At 68.8% G+C, this 26,508-nt stretch carries 29 protein-coding genes and 1 tRNA gene; 17 read left to right on the forward strand and 13 right to left on the reverse strand.

The window, feature by feature from the left end:
* Positions 1-60: 60 nt before the first annotated feature.
* Positions 61-717: a GntR family transcriptional regulator gene (locus ACMUOO_RS00120; protein WP_301919275.1), complete on the reverse strand. Its 657-nt coding sequence runs from the start codon at positions 715-717 to the stop codon at positions 61-63.
* Positions 718-745: 28 nt separating this feature from the next.
* Complete coding sequence (locus ACMUOO_RS00125; RefSeq protein WP_301919276.1) at positions 746-1,453, reverse strand: M48 family metallopeptidase; 708 nt, start codon at positions 1,451-1,453, stop codon at positions 746-748.
* Positions 1,454-1,612: 159 nt separating this feature from the next.
* On the opposite strand from ACMUOO_RS00125, the gene ACMUOO_RS00130 reads away from it, so the two are divergent.
* From ACMUOO_RS00130 to ACMUOO_RS00150, 5 genes are all read left to right on the forward strand, one after another.
* A complete protein-coding gene (locus ACMUOO_RS00130; RefSeq protein ID WP_301919277.1) occupies positions 1,613-1,939 on the forward strand; it encodes a TIGR02300 family protein in 327 nt (108 codons plus the stop codon).
* 183 nt (positions 1,940-2,122) lie between these two features.
* Positions 2,123-2,198: transfer RNA gene (locus tag ACMUOO_RS00135), tRNA-Ala, on the forward strand.
* 266 nt (positions 2,199-2,464) lie between these two features.
* On the forward strand, positions 2,465-3,475 hold the full coding sequence (locus ACMUOO_RS00140) for a lysylphosphatidylglycerol synthase transmembrane domain-containing protein (RefSeq protein WP_301919278.1): 1,011 nt from the start codon (positions 2,465-2,467) through the stop codon (positions 3,473-3,475).
* Positions 3,456-4,769: an FAD-binding oxidoreductase gene (locus tag ACMUOO_RS00145; protein ID WP_413854638.1), complete on the forward strand. Its 1,314-nt coding sequence runs from the start codon at positions 3,456-3,458 to the stop codon at positions 4,767-4,769. The genes ACMUOO_RS00140 and ACMUOO_RS00145 overlap by 20 nt, the downstream gene beginning before the upstream one ends.
* Positions 4,766-5,503, forward strand: coding sequence for an SDR family oxidoreductase (locus ACMUOO_RS00150; protein WP_301919280.1), 738 nt, complete (start codon positions 4,766-4,768; stop codon positions 5,501-5,503). Before ACMUOO_RS00145 ends, ACMUOO_RS00150 begins: the two co-directional genes overlap by 4 nt.
* On the opposite strand, the gene ACMUOO_RS00155 is transcribed toward ACMUOO_RS00150, so the two are convergent.
* Positions 5,484-6,446, reverse strand: a complete 963-nt coding sequence (locus ACMUOO_RS00155; RefSeq protein ID WP_301919281.1) for a LysR substrate-binding domain-containing protein — start codon at positions 6,444-6,446, stop codon at positions 5,484-5,486. The genes ACMUOO_RS00150 and ACMUOO_RS00155 overlap by 20 nt on opposite strands.
* A gap of 96 nt (positions 6,447-6,542) precedes the next feature.
* Here ACMUOO_RS00155 and ACMUOO_RS00160 point away from each other — a divergent pair, with 96 nt between their 5' ends.
* Entirely contained in the window at positions 6,543-6,716 is a 174-nt protein-coding gene (locus tag ACMUOO_RS00160; RefSeq protein WP_301919282.1) for a hypothetical protein, read from the forward strand.
* Here ACMUOO_RS00160 and meaB read toward each other — a convergent pair whose 3' ends face one another.
* Positions 6,717-7,706 (reverse strand): methylmalonyl Co-A mutase-associated GTPase MeaB, encoded by a 990-nt coding sequence (gene meaB / locus ACMUOO_RS00165; protein WP_301919283.1) that lies wholly within the window; start codon positions 7,704-7,706, stop codon positions 6,717-6,719.
* 123 nt (positions 7,707-7,829) lie between these two features.
* Between meaB and ACMUOO_RS00170 the strand changes: the two genes are divergently transcribed.
* Positions 7,830-8,555 (forward strand): DUF3108 domain-containing protein, encoded by a 726-nt coding sequence (locus ACMUOO_RS00170; RefSeq protein ID WP_301919284.1) that lies wholly within the window; start codon positions 7,830-7,832, stop codon positions 8,553-8,555.
* 7 nt (positions 8,556-8,562) lie between these two features.
* Positions 8,563-11,016, forward strand: coding sequence for an ATP-dependent helicase HrpB (gene hrpB / locus ACMUOO_RS00175; RefSeq protein ID WP_301919285.1), 2,454 nt, complete (start codon positions 8,563-8,565; stop codon positions 11,014-11,016).
* Positions 11,017-11,019: 3 nt separating this feature from the next.
* Here the strand turns inward: hrpB and ACMUOO_RS00180 are convergent, their stop codons facing one another.
* The 3 genes from ACMUOO_RS00180 to ACMUOO_RS00190 form a co-directional block, all read right to left on the reverse strand.
* Positions 11,020-11,715, reverse strand: a complete 696-nt coding sequence (locus tag ACMUOO_RS00180; protein WP_301919286.1) for a hypothetical protein — start codon at positions 11,713-11,715, stop codon at positions 11,020-11,022.
* A 145-nt stretch (positions 11,716-11,860) separates the two neighbouring features.
* Positions 11,861-12,787 (reverse strand): ornithine carbamoyltransferase, encoded by a 927-nt coding sequence (gene argF / locus ACMUOO_RS00185; protein WP_413854642.1) that lies wholly within the window; start codon positions 12,785-12,787, stop codon positions 11,861-11,863.
* 64 nt (positions 12,788-12,851) lie between these two features.
* Positions 12,852-14,045, reverse strand: a complete 1,194-nt coding sequence (locus ACMUOO_RS00190; protein WP_301919288.1) for an aspartate aminotransferase family protein — start codon at positions 14,043-14,045, stop codon at positions 12,852-12,854.
* Between the two features lie 336 nt (positions 14,046-14,381).
* On the opposite strand from ACMUOO_RS00190, the gene ACMUOO_RS00195 reads away from it, so the two are divergent.
* Entirely contained in the window at positions 14,382-14,981 is a 600-nt protein-coding gene (locus tag ACMUOO_RS00195; RefSeq protein WP_301919289.1) for a GcrA family cell cycle regulator, read from the forward strand.
* 62 nt (positions 14,982-15,043) lie between these two features.
* Here the strand turns inward: ACMUOO_RS00195 and ACMUOO_RS00200 are convergent, their stop codons facing one another.
* Complete coding sequence (locus tag ACMUOO_RS00200) at positions 15,044-15,259, reverse strand: hypothetical protein (protein ID WP_301919290.1); 216 nt, start codon at positions 15,257-15,259, stop codon at positions 15,044-15,046.
* Between the two features lie 164 nt (positions 15,260-15,423).
* On the opposite strand from ACMUOO_RS00200, the gene ACMUOO_RS00205 reads away from it, so the two are divergent.
* The 5 genes from ACMUOO_RS00205 to ACMUOO_RS00225 all read left to right on the forward strand — a co-directional run bounded on the left by ACMUOO_RS00205 (position 15,424) and on the right by ACMUOO_RS00225 (position 20,785).
* A complete protein-coding gene (locus tag ACMUOO_RS00205; protein ID WP_413854645.1) occupies positions 15,424-17,055 on the forward strand; it encodes a hypothetical protein in 1,632 nt (543 codons plus the stop codon).
* 85 nt (positions 17,056-17,140) lie between these two features.
* The gene (locus tag ACMUOO_RS00210; protein ID WP_301919292.1) at positions 17,141-18,079 is read left to right on the forward strand and encodes an ABC transporter ATP-binding protein; all 939 of its coding nucleotides are present in this window, start codon (positions 17,141-17,143) and stop codon (positions 18,077-18,079) included.
* Positions 18,076-18,837, forward strand: a complete 762-nt coding sequence (locus tag ACMUOO_RS00215) for an ABC transporter permease (protein WP_301919293.1) — start codon at positions 18,076-18,078, stop codon at positions 18,835-18,837. The genes ACMUOO_RS00210 and ACMUOO_RS00215 overlap by 4 nt, the downstream gene beginning before the upstream one ends.
* Positions 18,838-18,883: 46 nt before the next feature.
* Positions 18,884-20,254 carry a 30S ribosomal protein S12 methylthiotransferase RimO gene (rimO, locus tag ACMUOO_RS00220; protein ID WP_301919294.1) on the forward strand — a complete coding sequence of 457 codons (1,371 nt, stop codon included), beginning with the start codon at positions 18,884-18,886 and terminating at the stop codon, positions 20,252-20,254.
* 156 nt (positions 20,255-20,410) lie between these two features.
* Positions 20,411-20,785 (forward strand): hypothetical protein, encoded by a 375-nt coding sequence (locus ACMUOO_RS00225; protein ID WP_301919295.1) that lies wholly within the window; start codon positions 20,411-20,413, stop codon positions 20,783-20,785.
* A gap of 178 nt (positions 20,786-20,963) precedes the next feature.
* Here the strand turns inward: ACMUOO_RS00225 and ACMUOO_RS00230 are convergent, their stop codons facing one another.
* From ACMUOO_RS00230 to ACMUOO_RS00240, 3 genes are all read right to left on the reverse strand, one after another.
* A complete protein-coding gene (locus tag ACMUOO_RS00230) occupies positions 20,964-21,326 on the reverse strand; it encodes a diacylglycerol kinase (protein WP_301919296.1) in 363 nt (120 codons plus the stop codon).
* A gap of 90 nt (positions 21,327-21,416) precedes the next feature.
* Positions 21,417-21,692, reverse strand: a complete 276-nt coding sequence (locus ACMUOO_RS00235) for a DUF6455 family protein (RefSeq protein WP_301919297.1) — start codon at positions 21,690-21,692, stop codon at positions 21,417-21,419.
* A gap of 90 nt (positions 21,693-21,782) precedes the next feature.
* A complete protein-coding gene (locus tag ACMUOO_RS00240) occupies positions 21,783-22,490 on the reverse strand; it encodes a M48 family metallopeptidase (protein WP_301919298.1) in 708 nt (235 codons plus the stop codon).
* A 148-nt stretch (positions 22,491-22,638) separates the two neighbouring features.
* Here ACMUOO_RS00240 and ACMUOO_RS00245 point away from each other — a divergent pair, with 148 nt between their 5' ends.
* Positions 22,639-22,881, forward strand: a complete 243-nt coding sequence (locus ACMUOO_RS00245) for a hypothetical protein (RefSeq protein ID WP_301919299.1) — start codon at positions 22,639-22,641, stop codon at positions 22,879-22,881.
* 3 nt (positions 22,882-22,884) lie between these two features.
* Here the strand turns inward: ACMUOO_RS00245 and ACMUOO_RS00250 are convergent, their stop codons facing one another.
* Positions 22,885-24,318: a UbiA family prenyltransferase gene (locus ACMUOO_RS00250; RefSeq protein ID WP_301919300.1), complete on the reverse strand. Its 1,434-nt coding sequence runs from the start codon at positions 24,316-24,318 to the stop codon at positions 22,885-22,887.
* A 10-nt stretch (positions 24,319-24,328) separates the two neighbouring features.
* The gene (locus ACMUOO_RS00255; RefSeq protein ID WP_301919301.1) at positions 24,329-25,213 is read right to left on the reverse strand and encodes a lytic transglycosylase domain-containing protein; all 885 of its coding nucleotides are present in this window, start codon (positions 25,211-25,213) and stop codon (positions 24,329-24,331) included.
* A 348-nt stretch (positions 25,214-25,561) separates the two neighbouring features.
* Between ACMUOO_RS00255 and ACMUOO_RS00260 the strand changes: the two genes are divergently transcribed.
* The gene (locus ACMUOO_RS00260) at positions 25,562-25,756 is read left to right on the forward strand and encodes a hypothetical protein (RefSeq protein WP_291335765.1); all 195 of its coding nucleotides are present in this window, start codon (positions 25,562-25,564) and stop codon (positions 25,754-25,756) included.
* Between the two features lie 280 nt (positions 25,757-26,036).
* Complete coding sequence (locus tag ACMUOO_RS00265; protein ID WP_291335765.1) at positions 26,037-26,231, forward strand: hypothetical protein; 195 nt, start codon at positions 26,037-26,039, stop codon at positions 26,229-26,231.
* Positions 26,232-26,508 lie beyond the last annotated feature (277 nt).

Here is a 26,508-nt window from a genome sequence, read left to right on the forward strand (position 1 = left end):
CCGCGCCCCTCGATGCTTGAACGCGGCAGCGCGGCGTCTCCGTCGCGGCAGCGCAGAAATCTACGTCAGAAGATGCCGCAGCCCTTGCGTGACATCCGTCCGCACCGCGAGCCGGAGCGCCGGTTCGTCCCCGGCCTTCAACGCAGCAAGAATCATACGGTGCGTCTGCGGCGGGTCGCTGCGATGCAGGCGCGAATAGACCGCGCGCATCGTCGGGCCAAGCTGGAGCCAGACCGTCTCCGCCACGGCCAGCATCGCCGGCGCCTGGGCGCGCAGGTAGAGTGTGCGATGGAACTCGAGGTTGGTGCGAATGTAGGCCACGGCATCGCGCTTCACCGCGGCCTCCGCGTTGGCCATGTTGATCACCTGCAACCGCTCGATCAGCGCCATGTGGGCGCGCGGCAGCGCCCGGGTCGCGAGCTCTGTCTCGATCAATGCCCGAAGCGTCGCCAGTTCCTCGATCCGCTCGTGCGAAAGATCGGGCGTGGTGACACGGCCCGAGGCCGAGAGCGTCAGCGCGCCTTCTGCCGCGAGTCTGCGCAGCGCCTCCCGCGCGGGGGTCATCGAGACGCCGTAGGCCTTTGCCAGGCCGCGCAGGGTCAGCGCCTGCCCCGGCGCAAGCTCGCCATGCATGATCTGCTGACGCAGCGACCGGTAAAGCCGGTCGTGCGCGGCGATGCCGGCGCCCGGTTCGGCAGGACGGGGCGGATTTGGCATCGGTGGACCGGAAGGTGGCGGAACGCGGTCAATCATCGGCCGCACCGGTGCCGAAGTCCAGCCGGTGCAATGCCCCACCGTTCCGCTTCAGCCAGCGCCGGTGCGGCTCGTAGCCCGGCATCAGGCCCCGGACCACCGCCCAGAAGGCCGGTGAGTGGTTCATCTCGACCAGATGGGCGACCTCGTGCGCCGCGACATAGTCGAGCACCTCGGGTGGCGCCATGATCAGCCGCCAGGAAAACATCAGCCCGCCGTCCGCGGTGCAGGACCCCCAGCGCGAGCGGGTATCGCGGAGCGTGATGCGGCTGAACCGGCACCCGATCGCCCCGGCATGCGCCTCGCAGGCCGCGTGGAGGCGCTGCCGCGCCGCGAATTTCAGGAATGCCGCCACCCGGGCCCCGAGCCGCGCGGGATCAGGCGGGGCAAGCAGCGCCGTGCCCTCGACGCGGACCGCGCGGACAGAGGCGGCCGTCACGCCGAGCGCGCGGCCCTCGAACGGCACCGTTGCGCCGAAGGCGAGTCCCTCGCGCGGGGCGGCATCGCGGAGGACAGCGCGGAGCCAGCCCGCCTTATCGGCGGCGAAGCGGAGCGCCTCCGCCTCCCGCGCGCGCGCGGGCATCGAGAGTGTCACCCGTCCGTCCAGCCGCGAGACCCTGAGCGAGAAGCGCCGCGCGCGGGCGGAGCGGCGCAACGTGATCTCGACAGGCGGCTCGCCCGGCAGCATGTGTCGGCTCATCTCGCCCCCCCTTTGTCAGCAGTCTAGCCCCGCCCCCGCGCGCCGGAAAAGGCCCTCGACCTCCCGCGCGCGGAATGCGGCCGAAAGCCTTTGACAGCCCTGCCCCGTTGTGGCAGAGGGCGTCGACTCTCGCACAGACGAGCACGCAAGGAGTGTTCCATGCCCAAGGACGAATGGGGCGTCAAGCGCCTCTGCCCGCATTGTACCAGCCGGTTCTATGACCTTCAGCGCGACCCGATGACCTGCCCCGAGTGCGGCCACAGCTTCACCGCCGAAAGCCTCTTCGCGGGCCGCGGCCGTGTCATGGTCAGCGACAAGACCTCGGCCAAGGACGAGGATGTCGAAATGGACGATCTGGCCGAGGACGATCTCGACGCCGATGCCGGCGACGACGAACTCGACGACGACCTCCTTGAGGATGACGAGGACGACGAGGTCTCGCTTGACGAGATCGCCGACGTCGCCGGCGGCGAGGACGAGGGCTGATCCGGCACCACGCAGCACCCTCCGTGGATGCGAAGGGCGCGGCCGGGCCGCGCCCTTTTCCGTTCCGTCGCGGCCCCCGCGAACTTGGCCGCGCGCCCCACTTTTCGCTTGCACCCCCCGTACGCCTTGCCTATATCGCCCGTCACGCGGGCGGCCGGCACAGCCGTCGTCCGGACCTCCGGTGGGGCCATAGCTCAGTTGGGAGAGCGCTTGAATGGCATTCAAGAGGTCAGGGGTTCGACCCCCCTTGGCTCCACCAAACAATACCGCAGAATGGTTGTCCCGCCCTTTGGCCAGCGCCGACACCACGGCAAAGACCGGCGCACGGGCCAGCATTTGTCTGGCTGCTGCACCCTGAACGGGCCGGCGTCCGATGTCGCATCCCTCGGTCCTGGGCCGGGACCGAGGTGCCCGGCGATTGACGCATGGCGGGGAGCGGGGGCGTTTCAGGCGGGCGCAATTGTCTTTTTTTGCGAAACAAATCCATAATCCTGCCCCAATGCGTTGCTAGCCAGCGGGGCAATGATGACCACCGATCTGCCCCTCTCCCCCAAGCCCCAAGCGCCGCGCGGCCGCCGTGCGCGCGACTTCCTGCTCATGGCCGGGTTGGTCGCGCTCTTCGCCGCCGGGGTGGCCGGGCTTCTCGCCGCGACGGGATGGGAGGAGACGCGGGCGCAGATCGCCCGACTGACGCTCGCGCAGGGTGCCGCCCTCCTCGCGCTCTCGCTCGTCAACTACCTTCTCCGTGGCCTGCGCTGGCACCTCTTCGCCCGCCGCCTCGGGCTCTCCACACGGCTGGTGCAGGACCTGCGCCATTTCCTCGGCGGCTTCGCCATGGTGGTGACGCCGGGCCGGCTGGGGGAACTCGTGCGGATGCGCTGGCTCAGACGCGAGACCGGCTGGGCGTTCGAGCGCACGGCGCCGCTCGCGCTCATGGACCGTGCGGCGGACCTTGCGGCCATGGCGATCATCCTCGGCCTGTCCGTGGCGCTGGCCACGACCGGGGTCCGGGGCGCGGTTCCCGTGGCGATCCTAGCCCTTGGCACCGCCTTCGTGGCGACGCACCCGAGGCTCCTCGCCTTCGTGGTGACGCAGGCCCACCGCGCGGTGGGCAGGATGCCGCGCCTTTTCGGCAAGCTCCGCGCGGCGGCGCGTTCGCTCGACCGCTTCGCCGGGGCCGAGACGATGGCACCCGCGCTCGCCCTCGGCATCGCCGGATGGCTGGCGGAAGGATATGCCTTCCACCTCCTCCTCGGCTGGATGGGCACGGACATCGGGGTCGCGAAGGCGATCGCGATCTTCGTCTTCTCGACGCTCGCCGGCGGCCTGACCGGCGCGCCGGGCGGCGTCGGCGGGGCGGAGGCGGCGATGATCGCGCTTCTCGCGCTCGACGGCGTGCCGATGGAGGTCTCCGTGCCCGCGACCGCCATCATCCGCGTCACCACGCTCTGGTTCGCGCTCGGGATCGGCATGGCCGTGTTTCCCCTCGCCGAACGCCTTTCCCTGAGAGAGAGACATGCTCTGGAAGACCGCTGACTATGCCGGCTGGGGCCGCGCCCTGCGCGCCACGGGCGAGATCGCCCGCCCCGAACGCCGCCGTGCGCTCGACGATATCCTGAAGGACGGGCTTGCCCCCGCCGTGGGGATGCGGCGCAGCTACGGCGACGCGGCCCTGAACGACGGCGGCCGCGTCATCGACATGACCCGGCTCGACCGGATGCTCGCGTTCGATCCGGCGACCGGCGTGCTGGAGGTCGAGGCCGGCGCCCGCGTCGGCGAGATCGCGGCCGCCTTCGGGCCGAAGGGTTGGCTGCCGGCGGTGATGCCGGGCACCGGCTTGGCCACCGTGGGCGGCTGCATCGGCCAGGACGTGCATGGCAAGAACCACCACCACGCGGGCTCGTTCTGCCAGCATGTCGCCGGATTGACGCTGATCACCGCCGAGGGGTCCGTGGAGGTCACGCCCGAGGGTACGCCCGGCCTCTTCCGCGCCACCGCGGGCGGGCTCGGCCAGACCGGGGTGATCGCGAAGGCGCGACTCAAGCTTCTGCCGGCCAAGGGCGACGTGATGGTCGTGACCGAGCGGCGGGTCGAGGACTGGGATGAGCACATCGCCCGGCTCGACGCCTCGGAGGCGACCTATACCGTAGGCTGGATCGACGCGACCGCCACCGGCGCCGTGCTCGGGCGCGGCATACTGGAGGAGGGCGAGACCGGCTCGGGGCTGATGCCAAAGCGGGTCCGGAACCGCCGGGTGCCGATCGACGCGCCGCATTTCGCGCTGGCCGGCCCCATCGTGCGTGCTTTCAACAACGCCTATTACCGCCGGGTGCCGGCCTCCGGGCGGACCGTGGTGAGGCCCATCGGCGACTTCTTCTTCCCGCTCGACAAGATTCACGACTGGAACCGGCTTTACGGCAAGCGCGGCTTTCACCAGTTCCAGTGCGTCGTGCCGCTGGAGGCCGCGCCGGCGCTGAGGGACATGCTCGACACCATCGCGACATCGGGCCTGGCCTCGCCGCTCGCCGTCCTGAAGCGCATGGGACAGGGGCGCGCGGGTTTTCTCAGCTTTCCGATGGAGGGCTACACGCTCGCCGTCGATTTTCCCAACCGGGCCGAGGCGCGCGAATTGATCCGACGGCTGGAGGATCGGGCCGCAGATGCGGGCGGGCGGCTCTACTTCGCCAAGGACAGCCTCGCGCAGGGAACGGCGATCCGGTCGATGTATCCCGAACTTCCGGACTGGCAGGAGGCGGTGGCGAAGGCCGATCCGGGCACCGCACTCGCCACCGACCTCGTCCGTCGCCTCAACCTCAGGAGCACCCGATGAACTCGACCTGGATCATCCTCGGTGCGACCTCGTCGATGGCCCGCGCCTTCGCCCGGGCCGTGGCGGCTGAGGGTGCGGGCGTCCTCCTTGCCGGGCGCGATGCCGAGGAACTCGCCGCCCTTGCCGCCGACTGCCGGCTGCGCGGCGCGCGGATGGCGGAGGCCGTCACCTTCGACGCCCGCGATGCGCGAACCTTCGGCCCCATCGTCGAGAGGGCCGAGGCTGAGGAAGGCACGATCAACGCCGCCGTCTTCGTCGGCTCCATGCCCGAACAGGCTGCGATCGACACCGATCCGGCGCTGATCGACGGGGTCGTGGCGGACAGCTTCACCGGGCCGGCCCGCTTCCTGCAGGTGCTTGCCCCGGTGCTTGAGGCGCGCGGCCAGGGCACCGTTGTCGGGGTCGGATCGGTCGCGGGCGACCGCGGACGGCTCGGCAACTACGTCTATGGCGCAGCCAAGGCGGGATTTGCGACCTATCTCTCGGGGCTCAGGAACCGGCTCACCCGCGCGGGCGGGCATGTGGTGACGGTGAAACCCGGCTTTGTCGATACCGCGATGACCTGGGGGCTTCCCGGCCTCTTCCTCGTCGCGCCGCCTGAGGCGGTCGCGGCTGACATCCTTAAGGCGGTGCGGAAGGGGCGGAACGTGATCTACACGCCCTTCTTCTGGCGCTACATCATGCTCATCATCCGTCACATTCCCGAGCCGGTCTTCAAGAAGATGAAAATCTGACGCCCTCAACCGGCCGCGTCGCCGGTCCTTCCTCGGGCCGCGCGCCTAGCGCCCGCATCTCCTCCAGGAGCCAGGCCCGAAAGGCGCGGATCGCGGGCCCGTTGCGGCGCCGCTCGGGATAGGCGAGCCAGATCGACAGCGTGCCCTCCGCCACGATGTCGAAAGGCTGGATCAGGTCGCCCCGCCGCAGCGCGTCGCGGAAATAGACCGGCGTCAGGATGCCGGCACCGTGGCCCGCCATGACTGCCTGGGCGTCCAGCGCCTGGATACCGAGAGAGGAGGCAGGCCGCGCCGCTGCGGGCGGCGGCTCCACCCCGGCCGCGCGAAACCAGAGAGCCCAGTCCGGATCGTCGGCATCGAGCCGGGGCACAGTCAGGAGGTCTTCGGGACGTCGCAGCGGCCCGTGGCGCTCAAGGAAGGCCCGGCTGACCATCGGCGTATAGGTCGCCCGCATCAGGTGATCGGCCCTGAGCCCCGGCCAGACGCCCTGCCCCGACCGGATTGCCACGGTCGCCTCGCCGGCGAGGAGGTCGACCATGCGGTGGTCAATCTCGACCCGCGTGGTGATGGCGGGATGGGCGATCTGGAACCGGCCTAGCCCGACCGCCAGGACATGGGTGGCGAAGGTGGCGAGCACGCTGATCACCAGCGTCTCGCCGGCGTCGCGCCGCACCTCGGCGAATGCCTCGCGCAGGATCGCCATCGCCTCGCCCGCCGGTTCGGCCAGGCGCTGCCCCTCGGCGGTCAGCACGACGCCCCGCGCCCGGCGACGGAAGAGCGGCGCGCCCACCCGCTCCTCCAGGAGCCGGATCTGGTAACTGACCGCCGCCTGGGTCATGCCGAGTTCGGCACCGGCGGCGGTGAAGCTGCCATGACGCGCCGCGGCCTCGAAGGCGCGGATCGCGGCAAGCGGCGGCAGGGGTGGGTTTGACGGGTCTGGCATAGAATCTCCTTATGCCTTGTACCGCGACTTCGATTGGTGTCAAAGCCCGGATTCGGGCAGGGTGACACTCAGTTCCCGCCATTCCCGGAGCCTGTCATGACCAGCCTTTCCGCACCCTTCAGGGTCACTGAAATCCTTCTTCACGGCATCTTTCGCCGCCACCCCGCCCCCGCGCCCGACGACCCGCGGGCAATCAAGCGCCGGGCGCGGATCGATCTCGCGCACCTGCCCGAATACCTCAAACGGGATATAGGGCTTTTCGATGACTGATTACGGCTTGTCCGGGCGGCGGGCGACCTCGCCAAGAAGCTCGGCAGCGGCCTTGCCGGGCGCGGCGCCGCCTGCCGCCACCGCGTCGCCCAGCGTCTCCATCCGCGCCCGTAGCGCCGGGTCGGAAGTCAGCCGGGCGAGAAGGCCGTGGCGCACCTCCTCCTCGAACCAGCGGCGGGCCTGCTCGGCACGACGCGCGGCGAAATGCCCGCTTTCGCGCCGCCAGGCGATCAGCGCCTGCATCTCCTCCCAGGCTTCGGCAAGTCCGGCTTCCTCGGCGGCGGAGACGCACATCGCCTTCGGAAACCCATCCGGGTCCTGCGGCCGCTTCCGCAGGAGCCGCAGCGCCCCCGCATAATCGGCGCGGGTGCGCGTGGCCGCAGCCTTCAGGTCACCGTCGGCCTTGTTGACGAGGATGAGGTCGGCCATCTCCATGATGCCACGCTTCACCCCCTGCAACTCGTCACCGCCCGCCGGCGCGATGAGAAGGACGAAGAGATCGGTCAGTTCGGCCACCATGGTCTCCGACTGGCCGACGCCCACCGTCTCGACGAGCACCACATCGAAGCCAGCCGCCTCGCAAAGGGCCACCGCCTCGCGGGTGTGTCGCGCGACGCCGCCCATCTGCGCCTGGCTGGGCGAGGGACGGATGAAGGCCAGGGGGTCGCGGCTCAGCCGCTCCATCCGTGTCTTGTCGCCGAGGATCGACCCGCCCGAGCGGGCGGAGGAGGGATCGACAGCGAGAACCGCAACCCTGTGGCCCTGCCCCGTCAGCATCTTGCCGAAAGCTTCGATGAAGCTCGACTTGCCAACGCCAGGCGTTCCGGAAAGCCCGATCCTGAGCGCCTGCCGCGCCGTGCCCAACGCCTCCAGGAGCGCCGTCGCCTGCGTCCGGTGATCCGCCCGGCCGCTTTCCACGAGCGTTATCGCGCGGGCCAGCGCCCGGCGGTCGCCAGCGGCCACGCGGGCGGCGAATTCGCTCATGTCCATGTTACGCAACCGGCGGCCTTTCGCTGACTTTTCCCGGATGTCGGTTGACCTTCCGGCGTTTTTTCTGCCTGTTCCCCGGGGCCGATGTCCAGAGCATAGGCGCGAAAAAGAGCAGTGGGTGCCATGACGATCCTTTCCCGTTGCGCCGCGGCGGCGGCACTATGCCTTTTCGCCGGCGCGGCGCCGGCTGACCAGAAGGACAGCGCCGTCTTCGACCTGACGCTGCGCGGCATCCCGACCGGAACGCTCTCCGTCTCCGGCGCGATCGAGGGCCGGAGCTATGCCGCCGCGGGCGTTCTGAAAAGCGGCGGGCTCGTCGCGCTCGTCCGGAAGGTGCGCTACGACGCGCGCGTGTCGGGTCGCGTCACGAACGGCCGTTTCACGCCCGTGCGCTATGAGGAGGACGCCGATACAGGCAAGCGCCAGTCGCAGTCGGTCATGGAATACAAGGCCGGGGTGCCGCAGGTGAAGGTCTACAACCCGCCGAAAACGCCCCGCCCCAGCGATATCGACCCCGCGACGCAGGGCGGCACGGTCGATCCGTTGACGGCAGCCTTCGCGGCACTTCGCGACGTGGCGCCGGAGGAAGCCTGCCGGCTGAAGCTCGTCCTTTTCGACGGCCGCAGGCGCAGCCAGGTGGTGCTGGCCGATCCGCAGCCGACCGGGGGGGGCGGCCTTGCCTGCGCCGGCGAATACCGGCGGCTCGAAGGCTTTTCCGACAAGGAGATGGCGGAAAAGAGCCGGTTTCCCTTCCGCATGACCTATGCGCCCCTGCCCGACGGTCGGCTCCGCGTGGTAGAGGTGGCGATGGACACGATCTATGGAAAAGGCCGGCTCACTCGGCGATAAGCCGCAGGTGACCGACCGGCTTCCCATAGACGCGGCGCTGCCCGCGCTTCTGCCCGCGCTTCGCGACGCGGGCCGTGCGGTACTCCAGGCGCCGCCCGGAGCGGGCAAGACCACGCGGGTGCCGCTCGCGCTCTTAGACGCCGGTCTAACCGCAGGCCGCATCGTCGTGCTGGAGCCACGCCGCCTTGCCGCGCGCGCCGCCGCCGAACGCATGGCCGAGACGCTGGGCGAGCCCGTGGGCCGGACCGTCGGATACCGGATTCGCGGCGAGGCGAAGGTCTCAGGCGGGACCCGGATCGAGGTCGTGACCGAGGGCATTCTCACGCGGATGTTGCAGTCCGACCCGGAACTGACCGGAATCGGGGCGGTGATCTTCGACGAGTTTCACGAGCGGTCGCTCAACGCCGACCTCGGCCTCGCGCTGGCCTGGGAAGTGCGCCAGGCGCTGCGCCCCGATCTTCTGATCCTCGTGATGTCGGCGACGCTCGACGCCGACCCGGTGGCGCGGATGCTGGACGATGCCCCCGTGATCACCTCCGAGGGCCGTGCCTATCCGGTCGAGACCCGCTGGCTGCCACGTCCCGTCGATGCCTCCATGCGGCTCGAGGGCGCGGCCGCGAACCTTGTGCATCAGGCGGTGGCGGAGACGGAGGGCGGCGTTCTCGTCTTCCTGCCCGGCGAGGGCGAGATCCGGCGGGTGGAGGCGCTCCTGTCCGGGCGACTGCCCGAAGGCTGCCATCTCAGGCCGCTTTTCGGCGCGATGGATTTCGCCGCGCAGCGCGCGGCCATCCTGCCCGCGAGGGACGGGCGCAAGATCGTGCTTGCAACCTCGATCGCCGAAACCTCGCTGACGATCGAGGACATCCGCGTCGTGGTCGACGCCGGGCGCGCCCGGCGGGCGCGGTTCGATCCCTGCTCGGGCATGGCACGCCTTGTCACCGAACGGGTGACGCGGGCCGAGGCGGAACAGCGGCGCGGCCGCGCGGGACGGGTGGCGGCGGGCATCTGCTACCGGATGTGGGCGAAGGGCGAGGAAGGCGGGCTTGTCCCCTTTCCCCCGCCCGAGATCGCGGCCTCCGACCTTGCCGGGCTCGCGCTCGAGCTTGCGCTCTGGGGGTCGGACGGGGCGGACCTCGCCTTCCTCACGCCGCCCCCCGCCCCCGCGCTCGCCGAGGCGCGGGCTCTCCTCAAGGGCCTCGGCGCGCTCGATGCGAAGGACCGGATCACCGCGCATGGCCGCGCGCTCGCCGGGCTGCCGCTGCACCCGCGCCTCGGCCACATGCTGGTGACGGCGGGACCGGAGGGCGCGACGCTCGCAGCACTTCTGGCCGAACGCGACCCCTTGCGGGGGGCGACCGCCGACCTTGCCCTGCGGCTCGCCGCGATCCGCGATCCGAAGGGGTTCGAGGCCGGTCACCCGGAGCGCCCGGACCGCGCCACGGTGGAACATACCCGCGCCGAGGCAAAGCGGCTCGCGCGGATGGTCGGGCCGGTGGCGGAGACCTTCGGCCCAGCCGAGATGGCGGCACTCGCCTATCCCGACCGCATCGGGCTTCGCCGCAAGGGCGCGGCGCCGCGTTACGTGCTTTCGGGCGGCAAGGGGGCGGTTGTGGCCGAGGGCGACCCCCTCGGTCGCGCAGGACTCATCGTCGCCACCGACCTTGACGGCGCCCCCCGCGAGGCGAAGGTGCGCCAGGGGATCGCGCTGCCCGAGGCATCGCTCCGCCGGCTCTTCGGAGCCGGGATCGGCTGGCAGGAGGTGGCCGAATGGTCGCGCCGCGAGGCCCGCGTGATAGCCCGGCGGCAGGAACGTTTCGGGGCGCTCGTGCTCGACGACCGGCCCTGGCCCGACGCCCCGGCCGAGGCGCTCGCCCGGGCAGCACTCGACGGGCTCCGCCAGATCGGCCTGACCTGGAACGAGCCCGCGCGGCGGCTCCGCGCCCGGATCGCGCTGTTGCGCGCCGAGGGCGCCGAGATGCCCGACGTCTCGGACGAGGGCCTGCTCGCAACGGCCGGGGACTGGCTCCTCCCCCATCTTTCCGGACGGCGGAGCGAGGCCGACCTGCGGGCGCTCGACCTCGCGGACCCCTTGCGCCGGATGCTGACCTGGGAACAGGGCGAGATGCTCGACCGGCTCGCACCGGCCCAGTTCACGACGCCCCTCGGCCGGCAGGTGCCGATCGACTACGAAGGCGACCACCCCTCGATTTCCCTGCGCCTTCAGGAACTGTTCGGCGTCACCCTGCATCCCGTGGTCGGACCGCGGCGGCTGCCCTTGCGGATCACGCTCCTCTCGCCGGCAAACCGCCCCGTGCAGGTGACGCTCGACCTGCCGGGGTTCTGGGCGACGAGCTACGCCGATGTGAGGAAGGATATGCGCGGGCAATATCCCCGGCACCCCTGGCCCGAGGATCCGACCGCCCACGCGCCGACCTTGCGCGCAAAGCCGCGCGGGACCTGAGTCTCACCGCCTGTGGATCACGGCCACCTGGTCGCGGCGGGCCTTGTCGTAGCGGACCTGGAAGAGGAAACAGCCCGAGATGGCGGGTGCCAGCGCGGTGAACTCCGCCTCCGCCGCGGGATCGGCGTGGCGGAACGCGCGCGTTTGGGAGAAGGCGCGAAAGAGATCGGCAGTCTTTGTGATTCCCGGCCGTTCATAGGCTTCGGGTTGCCAGCGCAGGTCCTCGATGACGTAGAGCCCACCCGGCTTCAGCTTCGGGAAAAGCTCCAGAAAGGCGTTCTGCTGGTGGTGCGAGGCGTGGCTCGCGTCGTCGATCACGATGTCGAACTCCGGCATGTCGGCGGCGGCGCGGGCGATGTTCGACCGGTCGTCCATGTCGCATCTGTGAAAGGTGAAGCGGTCTGCGGCGAACCAAGAGAAGTCCGACACGTCGAGCCCGTGGATGCGCGCCTTGGGGAAGAATTCGAGCCACATGCGCACCGATGGCAGGTCGGTCGTCTGCCGGTCGGGCGAGGCCCCGTGCTCGGGACCGCCGATCTGGAGCCCCATTTCAAGGAAGCTGATGGCCCGGTCGCGGAACGGCGAGAAGAGCATGTGGTAGAGTTCGGTATAGCGGTGCTTGGTCGAACCCTTGTCCGACCCGTAGCGGTCAGCGAGGTCGGTGAGGTTGACCGCCCCCTTCGCTGCCTTCGCCGCCATTTCCTGCCCCCTGCGCATCGCTGCCCGGTCGTGCTGCCCGCGTGGCACGAGACTAGTCAGTGTTCGCGGGAACGCCAAGCGCCGGGCGCAGCCATTGCTTCCCGCGTTGCCGAAATGCCCGCGCGACAGGCGCCCTGCCGGGCCGTCAGACGCCCAGGCACCAGCGCATGATCGCCTTCTGGGCATGCAGCCGGTTTTCCGCCTCGTCCCAGATCACCGAATGCGGGCCGTCCATCACCGCGCTCGTTGCCTCGTCGTCGCGGTGCGCCGGCAGGCAATGCATGAAAAGCGCATCGGGCCGGGCGAGGCTCATCAGGTGCTCGTTCACCTGGTAGGGCCGAAGCTGGTTGTGCCGCCGCTCGCGCGCTGACTGCGGATCGTGCATCGAGACCCAGGTGTCGGTGACGACGAGGTCGGCGCCCCGGACGGCAAGTTCCGGATTGCGCTCGATGGTGATCGGATGGCCCTTTACGGCCGCGAAATCAAGCCAGGCGTGCTCGGGGTCGAGCGTCTCGGGCCCCGTGAAGGTCAGGTCGAAACCGAGCTGGCCGGCCGCATGGGCGAAGGAGGCGAAGACGTTGTTGCCGTCGCCGGACCAGACGACCTTCCTCCCCGCGATCGGCCCGCGATGTTCCTCGTAGGTCATCACGTCGGCCATGATCTGGCAGGGATGGGTGCGGTTCGTCAGGCCGTTGATGACCGGGACATCGGCATATTCGGCCATCTCCAGCAGCGTCTGCTCCTCGAAGGTGCGGATCATGATGAGGTCGACGTAGCGCGACAGGACGCGGGCGGTGTCCGCGATGGTCTCGCCATGGCCGAGTTGCATGTCGGCACCGGAAAGCACCATCGTCTGCCCGCCCATCTGCCGCACGCCCACGTCGAAGGAGATACGCGTGCGGGTCGAGGGCTTCTCGAAGATCAGCGCGACCATGCGCCCCTTCAGCGGCTGTTCGTCGTCCGCCTCGCCCTTCGGGCGGCCGTTGCGGGCGGCCTTCATGGCGCGCGCCTGGTCGATGATGGCGCGAAGCTCTGTGGCTTCGGTCTTGTGGATGTCGAGAAAGCTTTGCATCGGTCGGTCCTTTCCCCGCACCGTCGCCGGGGGCTACATGCCCCGGGGACGCCCGAGGGTGTTTTCAGACGGGTGAAGCGGCGGGCGCGGTTTCGAGGCTCGTGGCGGCGGCGTCGAGGCGGCGGACGGCCTCGGCGATCTCCTCGTCGGTGATCGTGAGCGGCGGCAGGAGCCGCAGCGTGTTATCGGCGGCCGCGACCGTGAGGACATGCTGGCCGTAGCCGGCGGCGACCAGGTCCGCAGGCGCGACCTTGCATTTCAGGCCGAGCATCAGCCCCTGGCCGCGGACGAAATCGAAGACCTCCGGATGAGCGGCGACAAGCCCTTCGAGCTTCTGGCGCAAAAGCCCCGCCTTGCGGCCGACCTCCGCGAGAAAGGCCGGGTCGGAGACGATCTCGATCACCCTGGCGCCCACCGCGCAGGCAAGCGGATTGCCGCCATAGGTGGAGCCGTGGGTGCCGGCGGTCATGCCGGCGGCAGCCTTTTCGGTCGCGAGCACCGCACCCAGCGGGAAGCCCCCGCCGATCCCCTTGGCGACCATCATGATGTCCGGGGTGATCCCCGCCCATTCGTGCGCGAAGAGCCTTCCCGTTCGGCCCACGCCGCACTGGACCTCGTCGAGGATCAGGAGCGCTCCGGTCGCGTCGCAGAGGGCGCGGATCGCCTTCAGGTCCTCGTCGGGGATGGGCCGGATGCCGCCCTCACCCTGGATCGGTTCGACCATGACGGCGGCCGTCCTCTCGGAGATCGCGGCCTTCAGGGCGGCCATGTCGCCCCAGGGCAGCAGACGGAATCCGGGCATGAGCGGCCCGTATCCCTTCACCATCTTCTCCGACCCGGCGGCGGCGATGGCACCGGTGGAACGGCCGTGGAAGGCGCCCTCGAAGGTCAGGATCTCGATCCGCTCGGGGGCGCCTTTCTCGTACCAGTACTTGCGCGCCATCTTGATCGCCAGTTCGGCCGTCTCGGTGCCGGAGTTGGTGAAGAAGACCGTGTCGGCAAAGGTCTTCTCCACCAGCAGGTCGGCGAGGCGCTGTTGTTCCGGTATCTGGTAGACGTTCGAGACATGCCAGACCCGCCCCGCCTGTTCGGTGAGCGCCGCCACGAGGTCGGGATGGGCATGGCCGAGCGCGTTGACCGCGATGCCGGCGCCGAGGTCGAGGTATCGGGTGCCGTCCTCCGCGACGAGCCAGGAACCCTCGCCCTTCACGAAGGCGAGGGGCGCGCGGTTGTAGGTCGGCAGGATCGACGGGATCATGGACAAACTCCGTAGGGGAAGGCCAAGGGGTGCCAAAGCAGGCAAGCCGTGTCAACGATGTATGGGGGTTGGCGCAGGGCCAAGAGGTGACGGACGTCAGGCGCGGCTGCGGCTGCGTCGGGGACGGGCAAGGATGAGCGTCCGGATCGTCATGCGGGCCGCATAGCGGGAAATCGCGCTTCTGTCCACATCGAAACCCTCCGTCGCGCTTGCCTCGGCCCGCCTTCCCTTGTATCTCGGCACGTCCCCGCTAGAATGGGGCGAACCCGAATGCCGGACCGCCGGCGCCCGCCCTTGGCGCCCTCCGCGCGGCTCCTGACAAGCCGAGGAACGATCATGTCCTGGACCGACGAGCGCGTCGAGACGCTGAAGAAGATGTGGGCCGAGGGCCAGTCGGCGAGCCAGATCGCCAAGGAACTCGGCGGTGTCACCCGCAATGCGGTCATCGGCAAGGTCCACCGGCTTGGCTTGTCTAACCGGGTGGGCGGCGCACCGGAGCCGGCGAAGGACCGCGCCGATCAGGCGCCGAAGTTGGACGCGAAACCCGCCGTCGCCGCCAAGCCCGCCCAGCCCACGGCGAAGCCGGCCCAGTCGACGGCTGCCCCCGCCGCAGTCCGTCCCGACCCGGCGCCAGCACAGGGACAGCCAGGTCAGCGCAAGCCCGTCGTGCCGGCGGGCCAGCCGCTGCCGCCACAACCCTCGGCCGGCGAGATCAGCCCCGAGGCGCTCGCCTCGGTGCGCGAGATCGAGAAGAGGGCGCGCAGGCTCACGCTCATGGAACTGACCGAGCGGACCTGCAAATGGCCGATCGGCGATCCCGCGACCGAGGACTTCTGGTTCTGCGGTCTCGCCGCGCAGCCGGGAAAGCCTTATTGCGAGGCTCATGTCGGCGTCGCCTTCCAGCCAATGTCGTCGCGCCGCGACAGGCGGCGCTGACACCAGGTCGGCAGGAAGAACCCGCCGACGCAGGGCCATTCCCCTTCGCGCCGCCGGCAGTCTTACCAGGCGGGCGCGAGGAACGGTGCCGGCGGGGCGCCCCGGTCGGCCTGGCGTGACAGCCCGATGTCCTCCAGACGCTCCGCGGGCAGGCTCCGAAGGCGCGTGGCCTCGCGATGGCGGCGGTCGGCATCGAGCAGCGCGGACATGGCCCGGGGGAACGCGCGCGACAGCGGCGCGAGGTTGATGCGGTGGCGCGAACCGGCGATCTCGGTCATCTCTTCGTCCTCCGTGCAAACGGTTTCGACTGGCGCCAGCGTCGCACCCGCCCGCAAGAGCGGCGCAAATTCCTTCGTGAAATGGGGCGACCACCGTGCAATATTTCCGCAATATTGACCGGCGCTTGTGCAAAAGGTGCGGCACCGTCCGCAGTCGAACCGTGATGACGAAGCTTCCGATCACGATCACCCTTACCGGACCGGTCACGTTTCGCGATGGCAGCGGAACCGAGATTCGCGGCCTTTCCCGCCGCGCCCAGGCGATGCTTGCCTTCCTGTCGCTGCAGCCGGGCCAGAAGGCCGAGCGCGGTCTCCTCGCCGACCTGCTCTGGAGCGATCGCCCAGAGGAGCAGGCGCGGGCGTCGCTCCGGCAGGAGTTGTCGGCGCTTCGCCGCGCCCTGCCCTCCGCCGTGATCGAGGCGGACCGGCAGAGCGTCAGGCTCTGCACCACCGCGGTCACGCCCGACGTGAGCGGCCCGGGCGAATTTCTCGAAGGCTTCGACCTTGCGTCGGAAGCATTCGAGGACTGGCTTCGCACTGCCCGCATGTCGCACTCAGCGACGGAGAGCCCGGTGTCGCCCGCTTCCCCGGTCTCCAGCGGCCGCCTGCCGCGTCTTGCGGTCCTCCCCTTCAGTGAGATCGGCGTGCCCGAGACGGACATGTTCGCGGATGGCGTGGTCGAGGAAATCACGGGCGCGCTGAGCCGGGCACGCGAGTTCGAGGTGATCGCGCGCCAGTCCGCCTTCGCGCTCGGCAACGAGCGTCTCGACATTCGCGCCACGTCCGAGCGGCTGGGGACCGACTACCTCGTCGAGGGCTCCGTCCAGCGTGCGGGGGACCGCGTGCGCATCTCGGTGCAGCTCGTGCGCGGCCGCGATGGCCGGCTGCTCTGGTCGCAGCGGTTCGACGACCGGCTCGACGATCTCTTCGCGCTGCAGGACAGGATCGCCGCGCAGGTCGCGGGGCAGGTTCAGCCCTCGCTGCGGGCGGCCGAGATCGACCGCGCACATTCCACCGTTCCGACCGATCGAACGGCCTATGATCTCGTCCTCACTGCGATGCCACATTTCTGGGCACACCGGCAGGACGGGAACGAGAGGGCGATCGCGCTCTTCGGCGAGGCGGCGGCGCGCGCGCCCGGCTATGCGCTGGCGCTTGCCTACAAGGCCTGGGCATTGGCGCAGCAGGCCACATACATGTGGTCCGCCGATATCGGGGCCGATCGGGCGATCGCGCTGAATCTGGCAAGCTCTGTCGCCAGTGGGCTCGGCGACGATCCCCCGGCCCTCGTCGCCCTGGGCGCCGCCTTCTCGCTGAGTTCCACCGATGTCGCGCTGGCCGACAGCTTCATCGACCGGGCGCTCGCAATCGACCCGAACAACGCCTGGGGCTGGATGCGCAAGGGGTGGTCGGCGATCTACGCCGGCGCATCCGAAGATGCGCTTCGCCATTTCGACCGCGCCGAAAAGCTGAGCCCGCTCGATCCGTTCCGCTTCAACGTGGTTCTCGGCCGCGCCGCGGCGCTTCGGGGGCTGGGCGAGCTCGACGCGTCGCTGGACCTGGTCCGCGCCGGGATGCGCGCCAATCCGGGGATGACCTGGGCCTATCGGATGATCCTCTGCGATCTCGTCCTCGCCGGGCGAGAGGCCGAGGCGCGGGCGGAGGCGCGGGAATTCCTGCGGTACTACCCGCATGCGACCGTGGCCTATGTGCGGGCCAGTTGGCCCCCCTCCGTCCTGCACTCGAATCCCGAGTACGTCGATGCCATCGGGCGCTGCGGCCTTCCCGAGCGGTAGTCGACGGGGTCAGGAATACCCGCGCTGGAAGTCGCCGGACCGAGCGGTTAACCTGTCGCCACGCACGACAGGAACGATCGGTCAAATGTCCCCCATCATCGAGGTCCAGGACCTCTCCAAGACCTATGCGAGCGGCACGGTCGCGCTTTCGGGCGTCACGCTCGATATCGCCGAGGGCGAGATCCTTGCCCTGCTCGGGCCAAACGGCGCGGGCAAGACGACGTTCATCTCCATCCTCTGCGGCCTCGTGACGCCCTCGGGTGGCCGGGCACTGGTGGGCGGGCACGACATCGTGCGCGACTACCGCGCGGCGCGTGCGCTCATCGGTCTCGTGCCGCAGGAGATCGCGGTCGAACCGTTCGAGCGGGTGATGAACACGCTGCGCTTCTCGCGCGGGCTTTTCGGCAAGCGGCCGGACGATGCGCACCTGGAACAGGTCCTGCGTTCGCTCGCGCTCTGGGACAAGCGCGATGCGCGGCTGAACGAGCTTTCGGGCGGCATGAAGCGGCGGGTGTTGATCGGCAAGGCGCTGTCGCACGGGCCGCGCATCCTCTTTCTCGACGAGCCGACCGCCGGCGTCGACGTGAACCTGCGCCGAGAGATGTGGGCGGTCGTGCGCGACCTGCGCGCCTCGGGAGTGACGATCATCCTCACGACGCATTATCTTGAGGAGGCCGAGGAAATGGCCGACCGGATCGGCATCATCGACAAGGGACGCCTTCTCCTTCTGAAGGAGACGGCGAAGCTGATGCACGAGTTCGGCCGCAAGAGGCTGACGCTGGAACTGGCGGAACCGCTGGCTGCGCTGCCGGCCGGGGTCGCCGAGACGATGACGGGCCACATGCCGACGCTCTCGCCGGACGGGCTCCACGTCAGCTTCGACTACGACACCCGCGCCGACCGGAGCGGGATCGCGCGGCTTCTGGCCGGTTTCGCGGCGGCGGGAATCGCCGTGCGGGACCTCGAGACCGAGCAGTCCTCGCTCGAAGAAGTGTTCCTGCACCTGGTGGAGCAAGGCGGATGAACTGGCAGGCTGTCGCCACGATCTTCAACCACGAAATGGCGCGCTTCTGGCGCACGCCCTGGGAATCGCTTGCCTCCCCGGTCGTCTCGACGGTCCTTTACTTCGTCGTCTTCGGCGCCGCGATCGGGGCGCGCATCCAGGATGTGGAGGGCGTCAGCTACGGTGCCTTCATCGTTCCGGGGCTCATCATGCTGACGGTGCTGCAGCAGTCGCTGTCCAATGCCTCCTTCGGCATCTTCTTCCCGAAGTTCGTGGGCACCATGTACGAGCTTCTCTCGGCGCCCGTGTCGTTTCTCGAAGTGGTGATGGGATACGTCGGCGCCGCCGCGCTGAAGTCGGTCATCATTGCGGTGGTGATCTACCTGACCGCGCTCTTCTTCGTCGACATTCCCATCGTCCACCCCTTTTGGGCGCTGGGATTCCTGGTGCTGACCGCTTTCGGCTTCTCGCTCATGGGGTTTCTCATGGGCATCTGGGCGAAAGACTGGCAGCAGTTGCAGTTCATCCCGCTGATGGTGATCACGCCCCTGGTCTTCCTTGGCGGCGCCTTCTACTCCGCCTCGATGCTGCCCCCGTTCTGGGAAGCGGTCGCGCATCTCAACCCGGTCCTCTACCTCGTCTCGGGCTTCCGGTGGGCGTTCTTCGGGCTTGCCGACGTGCCCGTGGCGGCTTCGCTCGCGGCCCTCGCGGTCTTCCTCGGCCTCGGCCTTGCGGCGGTCTGGGCGATCTTCCGTACCGGCTGGCGGCTGAGGCCCTGACGCGATCCCGCTTTTCCGCCACTCGCCGAGCGACTATATCCGCGCGATGACCCAGAACCCGCCGAACCTCCGCCCCGACCTCGCACCGAAACCGGTCTTCGACACCGCGGCCCGTCCGGGCCAGCCGAGGGTCGGCATGGTCTCGCTCGGCTGCCCCAAGGCGCTGGTGGACAGCGAGCGCATCCTGACCCGGCTGAGGGCCGAGGGCTATGCGATCAGCCCGGACTACGCGGGCGCGGACGCGGTCATCGTGAACACTTGCGGCTTTCTCGACAGCGCCAAGGCGGAAAGCCTGGAGGCGATCGGCGAGGCGCTCAGCGCGAACGGCCGGGTGATCGTCACGGGCTGCCTCGGTGCGGAGCCCGACTACATCACCGGGGTCCACCCGTCAGTGCTGGCCGTCACCGGACCGCAGCAATACGAGCAGGTGCTGAACGCCGTCCACGCCGCCGTGCCGCCCGCTCCCGACCCGTTCGTGGACCTCCTGCCCGCGACAGGGGTCAAGCTGACGCCAAGGCACTACAGCTACCTGAAGATTTCCGAAGGCTGCAATCACCACTGCCGTTTCTGCATCATTCCCGACATGCGGGGCCGCCTCGTCAGCCGCCCCGCCCATGCGGTGCTGCGCGAAGCGGAGAAGCTGGTCGAGGCGGGGGTGAAGGAACTCCTCGTCATCAGCCAGGATACCTCGGCCTATGGCGTCGACATCAGGCACGCCGAGAAGAACGGCCACCGCGCCCATGTCACCGACCTCGCCCGCGACCTCGGGTCGCTCGGTGCCTGGGTGCGGCTCCATTACGTCTACCCCTACCCCCATGTGCGCGACCTTGTGCCCTTGATGGCGGAGGGGCTGATCCTGCCCTACCTCGATATCCCGTTCCAGCACGCCCACCCCGACACCCTGAAGCGTATGGCGCGGCCGGCCGCCGCCGCAAAGACGCTAGACGAGATCGCGGCCTGGCGGCGCGTCTGCCCCGAGATCACGCTCCGGTCAACCTTCATCGTGGGCTACCCCGGCGAGACCGAAGCAGAGTTCCAGACCCTTCTCGACTGGATGGACGAGGCCCGGCTCGATCGGGTCGGATGCTTCAGATACGAGAACGTCGCCGGCGCGCGGTCGAACGAACTGCCCGACCATGTGGCTGAAGAGGTGAAGGACGAACGCTGGCACCGCTTCATGGAGAAGGCGCAGGCGATCTCTGCGGCCAGGCTCGCGGCGAAGGTGGGCACCCGGCTTGAAGCCATCGTCGATGCGGTCGATGACGAGGGCGCCACCTGCCGAACCAAGGCCGACGCGCCCGAGATCGACGGAAACCTCTTCATCGACGAGGGCTTCGAAGGGGTCCAGCCCGGCGACATCGTGACCGTCGAGGTGGACGAGGCGGGCGACTACGACCTCTGGGCGCGAAGGCTCTGACGCTGTTCTGACCGCTTCGCACGAAGTCCCCTTCTCGAATTCCTTCCCGGGTTGCAAACGGCGCCGTCCGGGCCGATTTTTCTTCACGTTTCCGTGAACGTGCATAGAGTCCGGCCCGCGGGCGACAGGACACCCGCTTTCAATCAGGAAACGGCTATGCAGATCTCAAGAAACTTCATGGTGATCGGTGTTGCTTATCTGGTGTTGGGTATCGTTCTCGGCATGTACATGGGCGGCTCGGGCGACCATTCGCTCGCGCCGCTGCACGCGCACATCAACCTTCTCGGCTTCACGCTGATGACCGTCTTCGGACTGGTCTACAGGGTAATCCCGGCGATGGCGGCGACGTCGCTGGCGCGGGCGCATTTCTGGCTGCATCTGGCGGGGTCGGTGATCCTGCTGATCATGCTGTCGATGCTCTTGACTGGCCGCATAACAGAAGCAGGCATGCCGCCACTGGCGCCCCTTGCCGAACTTCTGGTGCTGCTCGGGGTGGCAAGCTTCGCCCATAACGTCTGGCGCAACGCCTGAGCCCTGAGGAAGGACCCGCCGCCGCCGGGAGAGTGCGGCGGCGGGACCACGGCAGGGGCGCGCCCTACCCTCGCGCCCGGTGCCCCGGGGTCACCCACCCCAAACCGATGAGCCTCGACTTCCGCAAGGTCTAGCACGCCACCGGTGCAGTGCCGATACTGGTATCCCTTACCTTGGGTCAGCCGAGGAGGATCACGACCCAGGCGGCGCCACCCGCCAGCGCAGCGAGCGCCACGCCGGCCGAGCCACAGTCCTTCGCCTTTCCCGCGCGCGGATGCGGCCCCGGCGAGACGAGGTCCACAACCTCCTCGATGGCGGTATTCAGAAGTTCGGCCGCAAGGACAACGAGACCGAGCGCAACGATAAGCGCGCGTTCGCCGGAGGTGAGGTCCAGCGTGAAGGCGAGCGTGGCCGACAGGAGGTTCACCAGCGTCCACTGGCGCAGCGACTTCTCGCTGGCCCAGGCCGCGCGCCAGCCCTGAACCGACCAGATGCAGGTATTGGCGAAGCGCCGGATTTCGCCGGCCAGCAGGTCGCGCATGTAATCCTCCCCCGTCCTCGGGGAAAGATTAGCGGCGCCCGCACCCCGTTGTCACGCGCCCGGAGTGGCAGGCGGTGCGGTCGCGGCGGATCAGACGATACCCCGCAGCGCCTCCAGCACCGTCCGGTTCGCACACCAGTCCGGCGCGGCGCGGGCGGTGCGGTCGTGGCCGGGCTCGCAGCGGACAGCCTGCCCGTCGTCGCAGGTCCGGCAGGCGGCCAGCAAGGCGCGGAAGTCCTCGGCCGTCAACATGCCCGTCTGGACTGCCTCGCCGATGTCGACGCCATGGCGGCGCGTCTCGGCCTCGGTCAGGAAATAGGGGATGTCCGGCGTTCCGGTCGCATCCATCTGCACGATCTTGCCCATGGCTCACGCTCCCGATGCGTTACGTTGGCCCCAGCATCATCGCACCAGCATGCGCCTCGCATTGACTTGGATCAAGCCCGCGCTCGGCCGTCATCGCAATGTCGCGAGCGTCCGTCGCACCGTCTCGATCCGGGCGGCGTTCGGCGGATGGGTGCCGAGGAAGCGGTTCCCCGGGTCGGGGATGCGCGCGAAGAAGGCCGCGCCCCTCTCCGGGTCGTAGCCCGCTTTCCAGGTCAGGACGGTGCCGAGCGCATCGGCCTCAAGCTCGTAGTCCTTGGCGTAGCGGCGCGCGCCCAGGTTGCCGCCGATGTCCTGTGCCGTCTGGACGGCCCGCTCGTCCCCGCCGGTGGCGGCGGTGAGGACGCCGAAGATGATCGCCCCCGTCGCCGCCTCCTGCTGCTGGCGGGGGATATGGCTCGCGATATGGTGCGCGGCCTCGTGGCCCATGACGAAGGCCAGCTCGTCTCTGTTGCGCGCCTCGGCGATGAGCGGGATCGTGAAGGCGATGATTGGCCGGCCCGAGGGGTCGAGCGTCTGGTAGGCATTGGGCGGCTGGCCCGGGCGGTCATCCACGACGATGCGGAAATCGCAGTTCGTGGCGGCGCGGCGCGCAAGGCATTCGCTCTCTACCACCGGCTCCATCCGGGCAACGACGGAGACGAAGTTCGCGGCAGCGACGTCGGGTGGAACCATTGCTCCGGCCGGCGGCAGCGGTTCCATCGGCATCGGCGCCGGCGGGGCGGTTGCGACGCATCCCCCGAGGGCGAGCGCCATCACCGCCGTGGTCAGGTGTCTCATTGCGCCTCTCCCGGGCCATTGCTGCTCTTGCGTCACAAGGTAGCGCCCAAGTGGCCTGCGGAAAAGCCCCGGCCCGCCGACGTCACGCGGGGTTGAGCGACGGGGAACCGGCATTGTGGACGCGAGCCGGGCGCGCTAGGCTTGCTCCATGTTCACCATAGAGCACGACTTCGACGCCACCGTGATCACCCTCGTGGACGAGGGCAGCCCGCATCTTGAAGAGGATGTGACGATCCAGGCGTTCGAGGAATGCGTGACAATCGAACAGTACGACCCGCGCCGCGACGAGGTGGTGAAGATCGTCCTGTCGATGGCGCAGGTGAACGAACTCGCCGCCGCGCTGAACCTGCCCGAGGGGATCTACCGGCTCGCGCCGAGGCGCAAGGACTGAGCGTCAGCCGCCGAACCACTGGGACCAGAGTCCGGCCGCCCAGAACATCAGGCTGAGGATTATCATCAACAACCCGATCCCGAACTTGTCGCGCATGGCGAAGACGATCGGGTCGTAGTCCTGCTTGCCGTACCAGCCGAGCATCACCATCCGCACGAGCCAAAGGGTCATCGGAATCATCGCCACCCAGAGAATCCAGGTCGTGGGATAAAGTTCCTGTCCCTGATCGCTGAGCGAGTAGAGAAAGAAGATCACCAGCGCCCAGAAGGTGCCCAGCATGGCGACGTTGAGAAGGTCGCTGCGGTCGGGCCGGCCGTAGCCGCGCCCTGGCAGGCGGTCGTCGGAAGTGGCGAGCGTCAGCTCGGTCAGCCGCTTGACGCAGCCGAGCGTGATGAAGATCGGGAAGATGAAGATGAGCATGTAGACCGAGACATCCACCTGCGCCGCGGCGGCGCCGGCGACGACGCGGATCGTGTAGAGAGCGGCAAGCGTCGAGATGTCGATCCAGCGCATCCGCTTCAGCTTCAGCGAATAGGCGAGCGAGGTGACCATGTAGAGCACCACGACACCGAAGAACTGGGCGTTGAGCGTGGCCGCGATGCCGAGCGAGAGGATGGCGAGCCCCGCGAAGGCCACCATGCCGACCTGGATCGGGACATCGCCGCTGGCGAAGGGTCGGCGGCACTTCGTCGGGTGGAGCCTGTCCGCCTCCAGGTCGAGAAGGTCGTTCACGATGTAGATCGACGAGGCGGCGGCCGAGAAGGCCACGATGGCCCAGAGGATCGGAATCAACGTCGCGAGGTCGAACCGGTGCGCCGCGATCATGGCGAGGAGAAGCAGGACGTTCTTCACCCACTGGTGCGGCCGGAGCGACTTGACCAGCGCGCGCCAGTTCCAGCCGCCGCCGATCTCCACCACGTTCTGCCCGCGCGCGGAAAGCTCCCGCGCCTGCGGCACCCGACCGACGACGATGGCGTTCTCGGCCCGCGCCCAGACCGCCATGTCCACGGGGTTGTCGCCCGCGTAGTCGAAGCCCCGCTCGCCGAACGCCTGCACAAGCGCCTCGGCCTTGCGCGCGCCCTTGAGGTTCTGCGTCGCATCCGAGGCGAAGACGCGTTCCGAAAGTCCGTATTCGGCGGCGAGACGGGTGACGAGGCTGCGGTCGGACGCCGAGGCGAGCACGACCTCGCGGCCGGCCATGCGGGAGCGGAGCGCGAGGTCGGCGACGGCGGGGTTCACCGGCAGAAGATCGGTGCGGATCGGCGCGATCCGCACAAGCTCGGCCTTCAGCCGCTCGGGGTGGCGGAAATGCGTCACGGCGGCACGCAGCGTTGGCAGGGGGTCGGTGCCGAGCCCGGCCCAGAGGCATTCGAACAGCATGTCGGTCTTCAGGAACGTCCCGTCGACGTCCAGGACAAGCGGCTTCACCTCGGTCATCTCGGAACACTCATCCTTTCACGGCGAAGACGCAGCCGTCGGTCACCAGCTCCGGCGGCGTGACGCAGAGCCCGCGGGCGACCGCCCAGGCGGCGAGCACCTTGGGCACATAAGCCCGGGTCTCGGCATAGGGCGGCACGCCGCCATTGGATTTCACCGCGTTCTCACCCGCGTTGTAGGCCGCGAGCACCATCAGGGGATCGCGGTCGAATTCCTTCATCAGCCAGTCGAGATAGGCCACGCCGCCCTTGATGTTGTCGACCGGATTGGCGCTGTCGACGACGCCGAAGCGATCCGCCGTCGCCGGGATGAGCTGCATGAGCCCGATCGCGCCCGCCGTGGACACGGCATCGACCCGGCCCCCGCTTTCGATGCCGATGACGGCGAGGACGAGCGCGGGCGACACCTCGGTGCCGATCGTGGCCTTGAGGATCTCGGCCCCGTGGACGGTCGCGATTTCCTGCAGGCGTTGCAGGCGCGGAGCGCCGACCTGGGTGCCGGCGGGACCCTGCGTCAGCGCGGCGAGCGCCGCCGGGAAGCGACCGTCACGGTTACCGATCGCGGGAGAGACCTTTTCCCAGTACCAGTCGTAGGCGCTCGGCTGCGGCAAGGCGGGTTCGAGCCCGGGCGCTGCGCCACCGTGCGGGATCGGATGCACCGCCGGCGGCAGGGGCCCGGTGGCGAGCCGCTTCGCCTGCTCCTCGGGGTCGATTTGGACGGTGATCCGCTTGGCCGAGGTGGCCGAAGGCGCGCTGATGCGCTTGAAGGTGAACTCCGCATAGCCCGCAGGCCCGGTGCCGGACGTGGCGCCCGCCGGGGTCTCGGCGACGGCAATCCCTACGATCAGGCTCAGAACCGCGCCGCAAGATAGAATTGGTGCGATGCCTCGCAGCATTCCGCCCAACCTGCCTCATGATCTTATCGTTGGTCGAGTTGTCGCAGAAATCGCATCGCGGAGCCAAGGGTTTTGCGTCCCTGGCGCGCCATTTCACGGCGATTCGGCCTTTCGGCAACAGGTCGGGGCGGCGATCCGCCCGGCAGGCGCAGCTTTTTTGTATATATTACAATGTTTTATCGCATTCTGAGGCTGATGTTAACACAACTTCAAAATGTACGATCACTGCCCAATTGCCGCCACGATTCGGGGGCCTCATGAGCCCATGCCGCAACGCAGACGGGGTGGAAATGGCGACCCCGCCCCGGCGAAGCGGATGGTGCAACGGGTGAAGTCACGGAGAGAGACATGAAACTGTTCAAGCTTGCGAAGAAGTTCAACAACGAGGAAGACGGCGCTGTGACCGTCGACTGGGTCGTGCTGACCGCCGCCGTCGTCGGCCTCGGCGTCGCCGCGCTCGCCGCGGTGAAGAAGGGCACGGGCTCGCTCACCACGAAGATCAACTCCTACCTCTCGAGCCAGTCGATCAACTCGACCTTCTGATCCGGCTCAGGACCAGGACGACTGCGAAACCGCGCCCAACCCGGGCGCGGTTTTCGTTTCGGGCGGCGGGCAGCTCGCTCGGCCGGCATCGACGGGATGGAAACGGCGCATCCGGAACGTTTCCCGAAACGCGCGAGCCTCCACCGAAATATACGAACAGCGCCCAACTTGGGTCACGATTCGGGGGCACCTTGCACTCATTCCGCGACGGGAAGTTACGGGTCGGAGAGACGACCGACACGGTTCGCGGGTGCATTGAAGCGAACCTACGGAGAGAGACATGAAACTGTTCAAGCTTGCGAAGAAGTTCAACAACGAGGAAGACGGCGCTGTGACCGTCGACTGGGTCGTGCTGACCGCCGCCGTCGTCGGCCTCGGCGTCGCCGCGCTCGCCGCGGTGAAGAAGGGCACGGGCTCGCTCACCACGAAGATCAACTCCTACCTCTCGAGCCAGTCGATCAACTCGACCTTCTGATCCGGCTCAGGACCAGGACGACTGCGAAACCGCGCCCAACCCGGGCGCGGTTTTCGTTTCGGGCGGCGGGCAGCTCGCTCGGCCGGCATCGACGGGATGGAAACGGCGCATCCGGAACGTTTCCCGAAACGCGCGAGCCTCCACCGAAATATACGAACAGCGCCCAACTTGGGTCACGATTCGGGGGCACCTTGCACTCATTCCGCGACGGGAAGTTACGGGTCGGAGAGACGACCGACACGGTTCGCGGGTGCATTGAAGCGAACCTACGGAGAGA

Source organism: Albidovulum sp. (genome assembly GCF_041919395.1).
Taxonomy (GTDB): domain Bacteria; phylum Pseudomonadota; class Alphaproteobacteria; order Rhodobacterales; family Rhodobacteraceae; genus Albidovulum.

Coding starts and splice junctions, on each gene's coding strand:
- ACMUOO_RS00240 (WP_301919298.1), bottom strand. CDS start 22,490: ATGAGACACCTGACCACGGCGGTGATGGCGCTCGCCCTCGGGGGATGC.
- rimO (WP_301919294.1), top strand. CDS start 18,884: ATGACCCAGAACCCGCCGAACCTCCGCCCCGACCTCGCACCGAAACCG.
- ACMUOO_RS00265 (WP_291335765.1), top strand. CDS start 26,037: ATGAAACTGTTCAAGCTTGCGAAGAAGTTCAACAACGAGGAAGACGGC.
- ACMUOO_RS00190 (WP_301919288.1), bottom strand. CDS start 14,045: ATGATCCCGTCGATCCTGCCGACCTACAACCGCGCGCCCCTCGCCTTC.
- ACMUOO_RS00145 (WP_413854638.1), top strand. CDS start 3,456: ATGCTCTGGAAGACCGCTGACTATGCCGGCTGGGGCCGCGCCCTGCGC.
- ACMUOO_RS00205 (WP_413854645.1), top strand. CDS start 15,424: ATGACGAAGCTTCCGATCACGATCACCCTTACCGGACCGGTCACGTTT.
- ACMUOO_RS00255 (WP_301919301.1), bottom strand. CDS start 25,213: ATGCTGCGAGGCATCGCACCAATTCTATCTTGCGGCGCGGTTCTGAGC.
- ACMUOO_RS00230 (WP_301919296.1), bottom strand. CDS start 21,326: ATGCGCGACCTGCTGGCCGGCGAAATCCGGCGCTTCGCCAATACCTGC.
- ACMUOO_RS00200 (WP_301919290.1), bottom strand. CDS start 15,259: ATGACCGAGATCGCCGGTTCGCGCCACCGCATCAACCTCGCGCCGCTG.
- ACMUOO_RS00235 (WP_301919297.1), bottom strand. CDS start 21,692: ATGGGCAAGATCGTGCAGATGGATGCGACCGGAACGCCGGACATCCCC.
- ACMUOO_RS00195 (WP_301919289.1), top strand. CDS start 14,382: ATGTCCTGGACCGACGAGCGCGTCGAGACGCTGAAGAAGATGTGGGCC.
- ACMUOO_RS00250 (WP_301919300.1), bottom strand. CDS start 24,318: ATGACCGAGGTGAAGCCGCTTGTCCTGGACGTCGACGGGACGTTCCTG.
- argF (WP_413854642.1), bottom strand. CDS start 12,787: ATGCAAAGCTTTCTCGACATCCACAAGACCGAAGCCACAGAGCTTCGC.
- ACMUOO_RS00170 (WP_301919284.1), top strand. CDS start 7,830: ATGACGATCCTTTCCCGTTGCGCCGCGGCGGCGGCACTATGCCTTTTC.
- ACMUOO_RS00160 (WP_301919282.1), top strand. CDS start 6,543: ATGACCAGCCTTTCCGCACCCTTCAGGGTCACTGAAATCCTTCTTCAC.
- ACMUOO_RS00225 (WP_301919295.1), top strand. CDS start 20,411: ATGCAGATCTCAAGAAACTTCATGGTGATCGGTGTTGCTTATCTGGTG.
- ACMUOO_RS00125 (WP_301919276.1), bottom strand. CDS start 1,453: ATGAGCCGACACATGCTGCCGGGCGAGCCGCCTGTCGAGATCACGTTG.
- ACMUOO_RS00130 (WP_301919277.1), top strand. CDS start 1,613: ATGCCCAAGGACGAATGGGGCGTCAAGCGCCTCTGCCCGCATTGTACC.
- ACMUOO_RS00210 (WP_301919292.1), top strand. CDS start 17,141: ATGTCCCCCATCATCGAGGTCCAGGACCTCTCCAAGACCTATGCGAGC.
- meaB (WP_301919283.1), bottom strand. CDS start 7,706: ATGGACATGAGCGAATTCGCCGCCCGCGTGGCCGCTGGCGACCGCCGG.
- ACMUOO_RS00120 (WP_301919275.1), bottom strand. CDS start 717: ATGCCAAATCCGCCCCGTCCTGCCGAACCGGGCGCCGGCATCGCCGCG.
- ACMUOO_RS00245 (WP_301919299.1), top strand. CDS start 22,639: ATGTTCACCATAGAGCACGACTTCGACGCCACCGTGATCACCCTCGTG.
- ACMUOO_RS00150 (WP_301919280.1), top strand. CDS start 4,766: ATGAACTCGACCTGGATCATCCTCGGTGCGACCTCGTCGATGGCCCGC.
- ACMUOO_RS00155 (WP_301919281.1), bottom strand. CDS start 6,446: ATGCCAGACCCGTCAAACCCACCCCTGCCGCCGCTTGCCGCGATCCGC.
- ACMUOO_RS00140 (WP_301919278.1), top strand. CDS start 2,465: ATGACCACCGATCTGCCCCTCTCCCCCAAGCCCCAAGCGCCGCGCGGC.
- ACMUOO_RS00215 (WP_301919293.1), top strand. CDS start 18,076: ATGAACTGGCAGGCTGTCGCCACGATCTTCAACCACGAAATGGCGCGC.
- ACMUOO_RS00180 (WP_301919286.1), bottom strand. CDS start 11,715: ATGGCGGCGAAGGCAGCGAAGGGGGCGGTCAACCTCACCGACCTCGCT.
- ACMUOO_RS00260 (WP_291335765.1), top strand. CDS start 25,562: ATGAAACTGTTCAAGCTTGCGAAGAAGTTCAACAACGAGGAAGACGGC.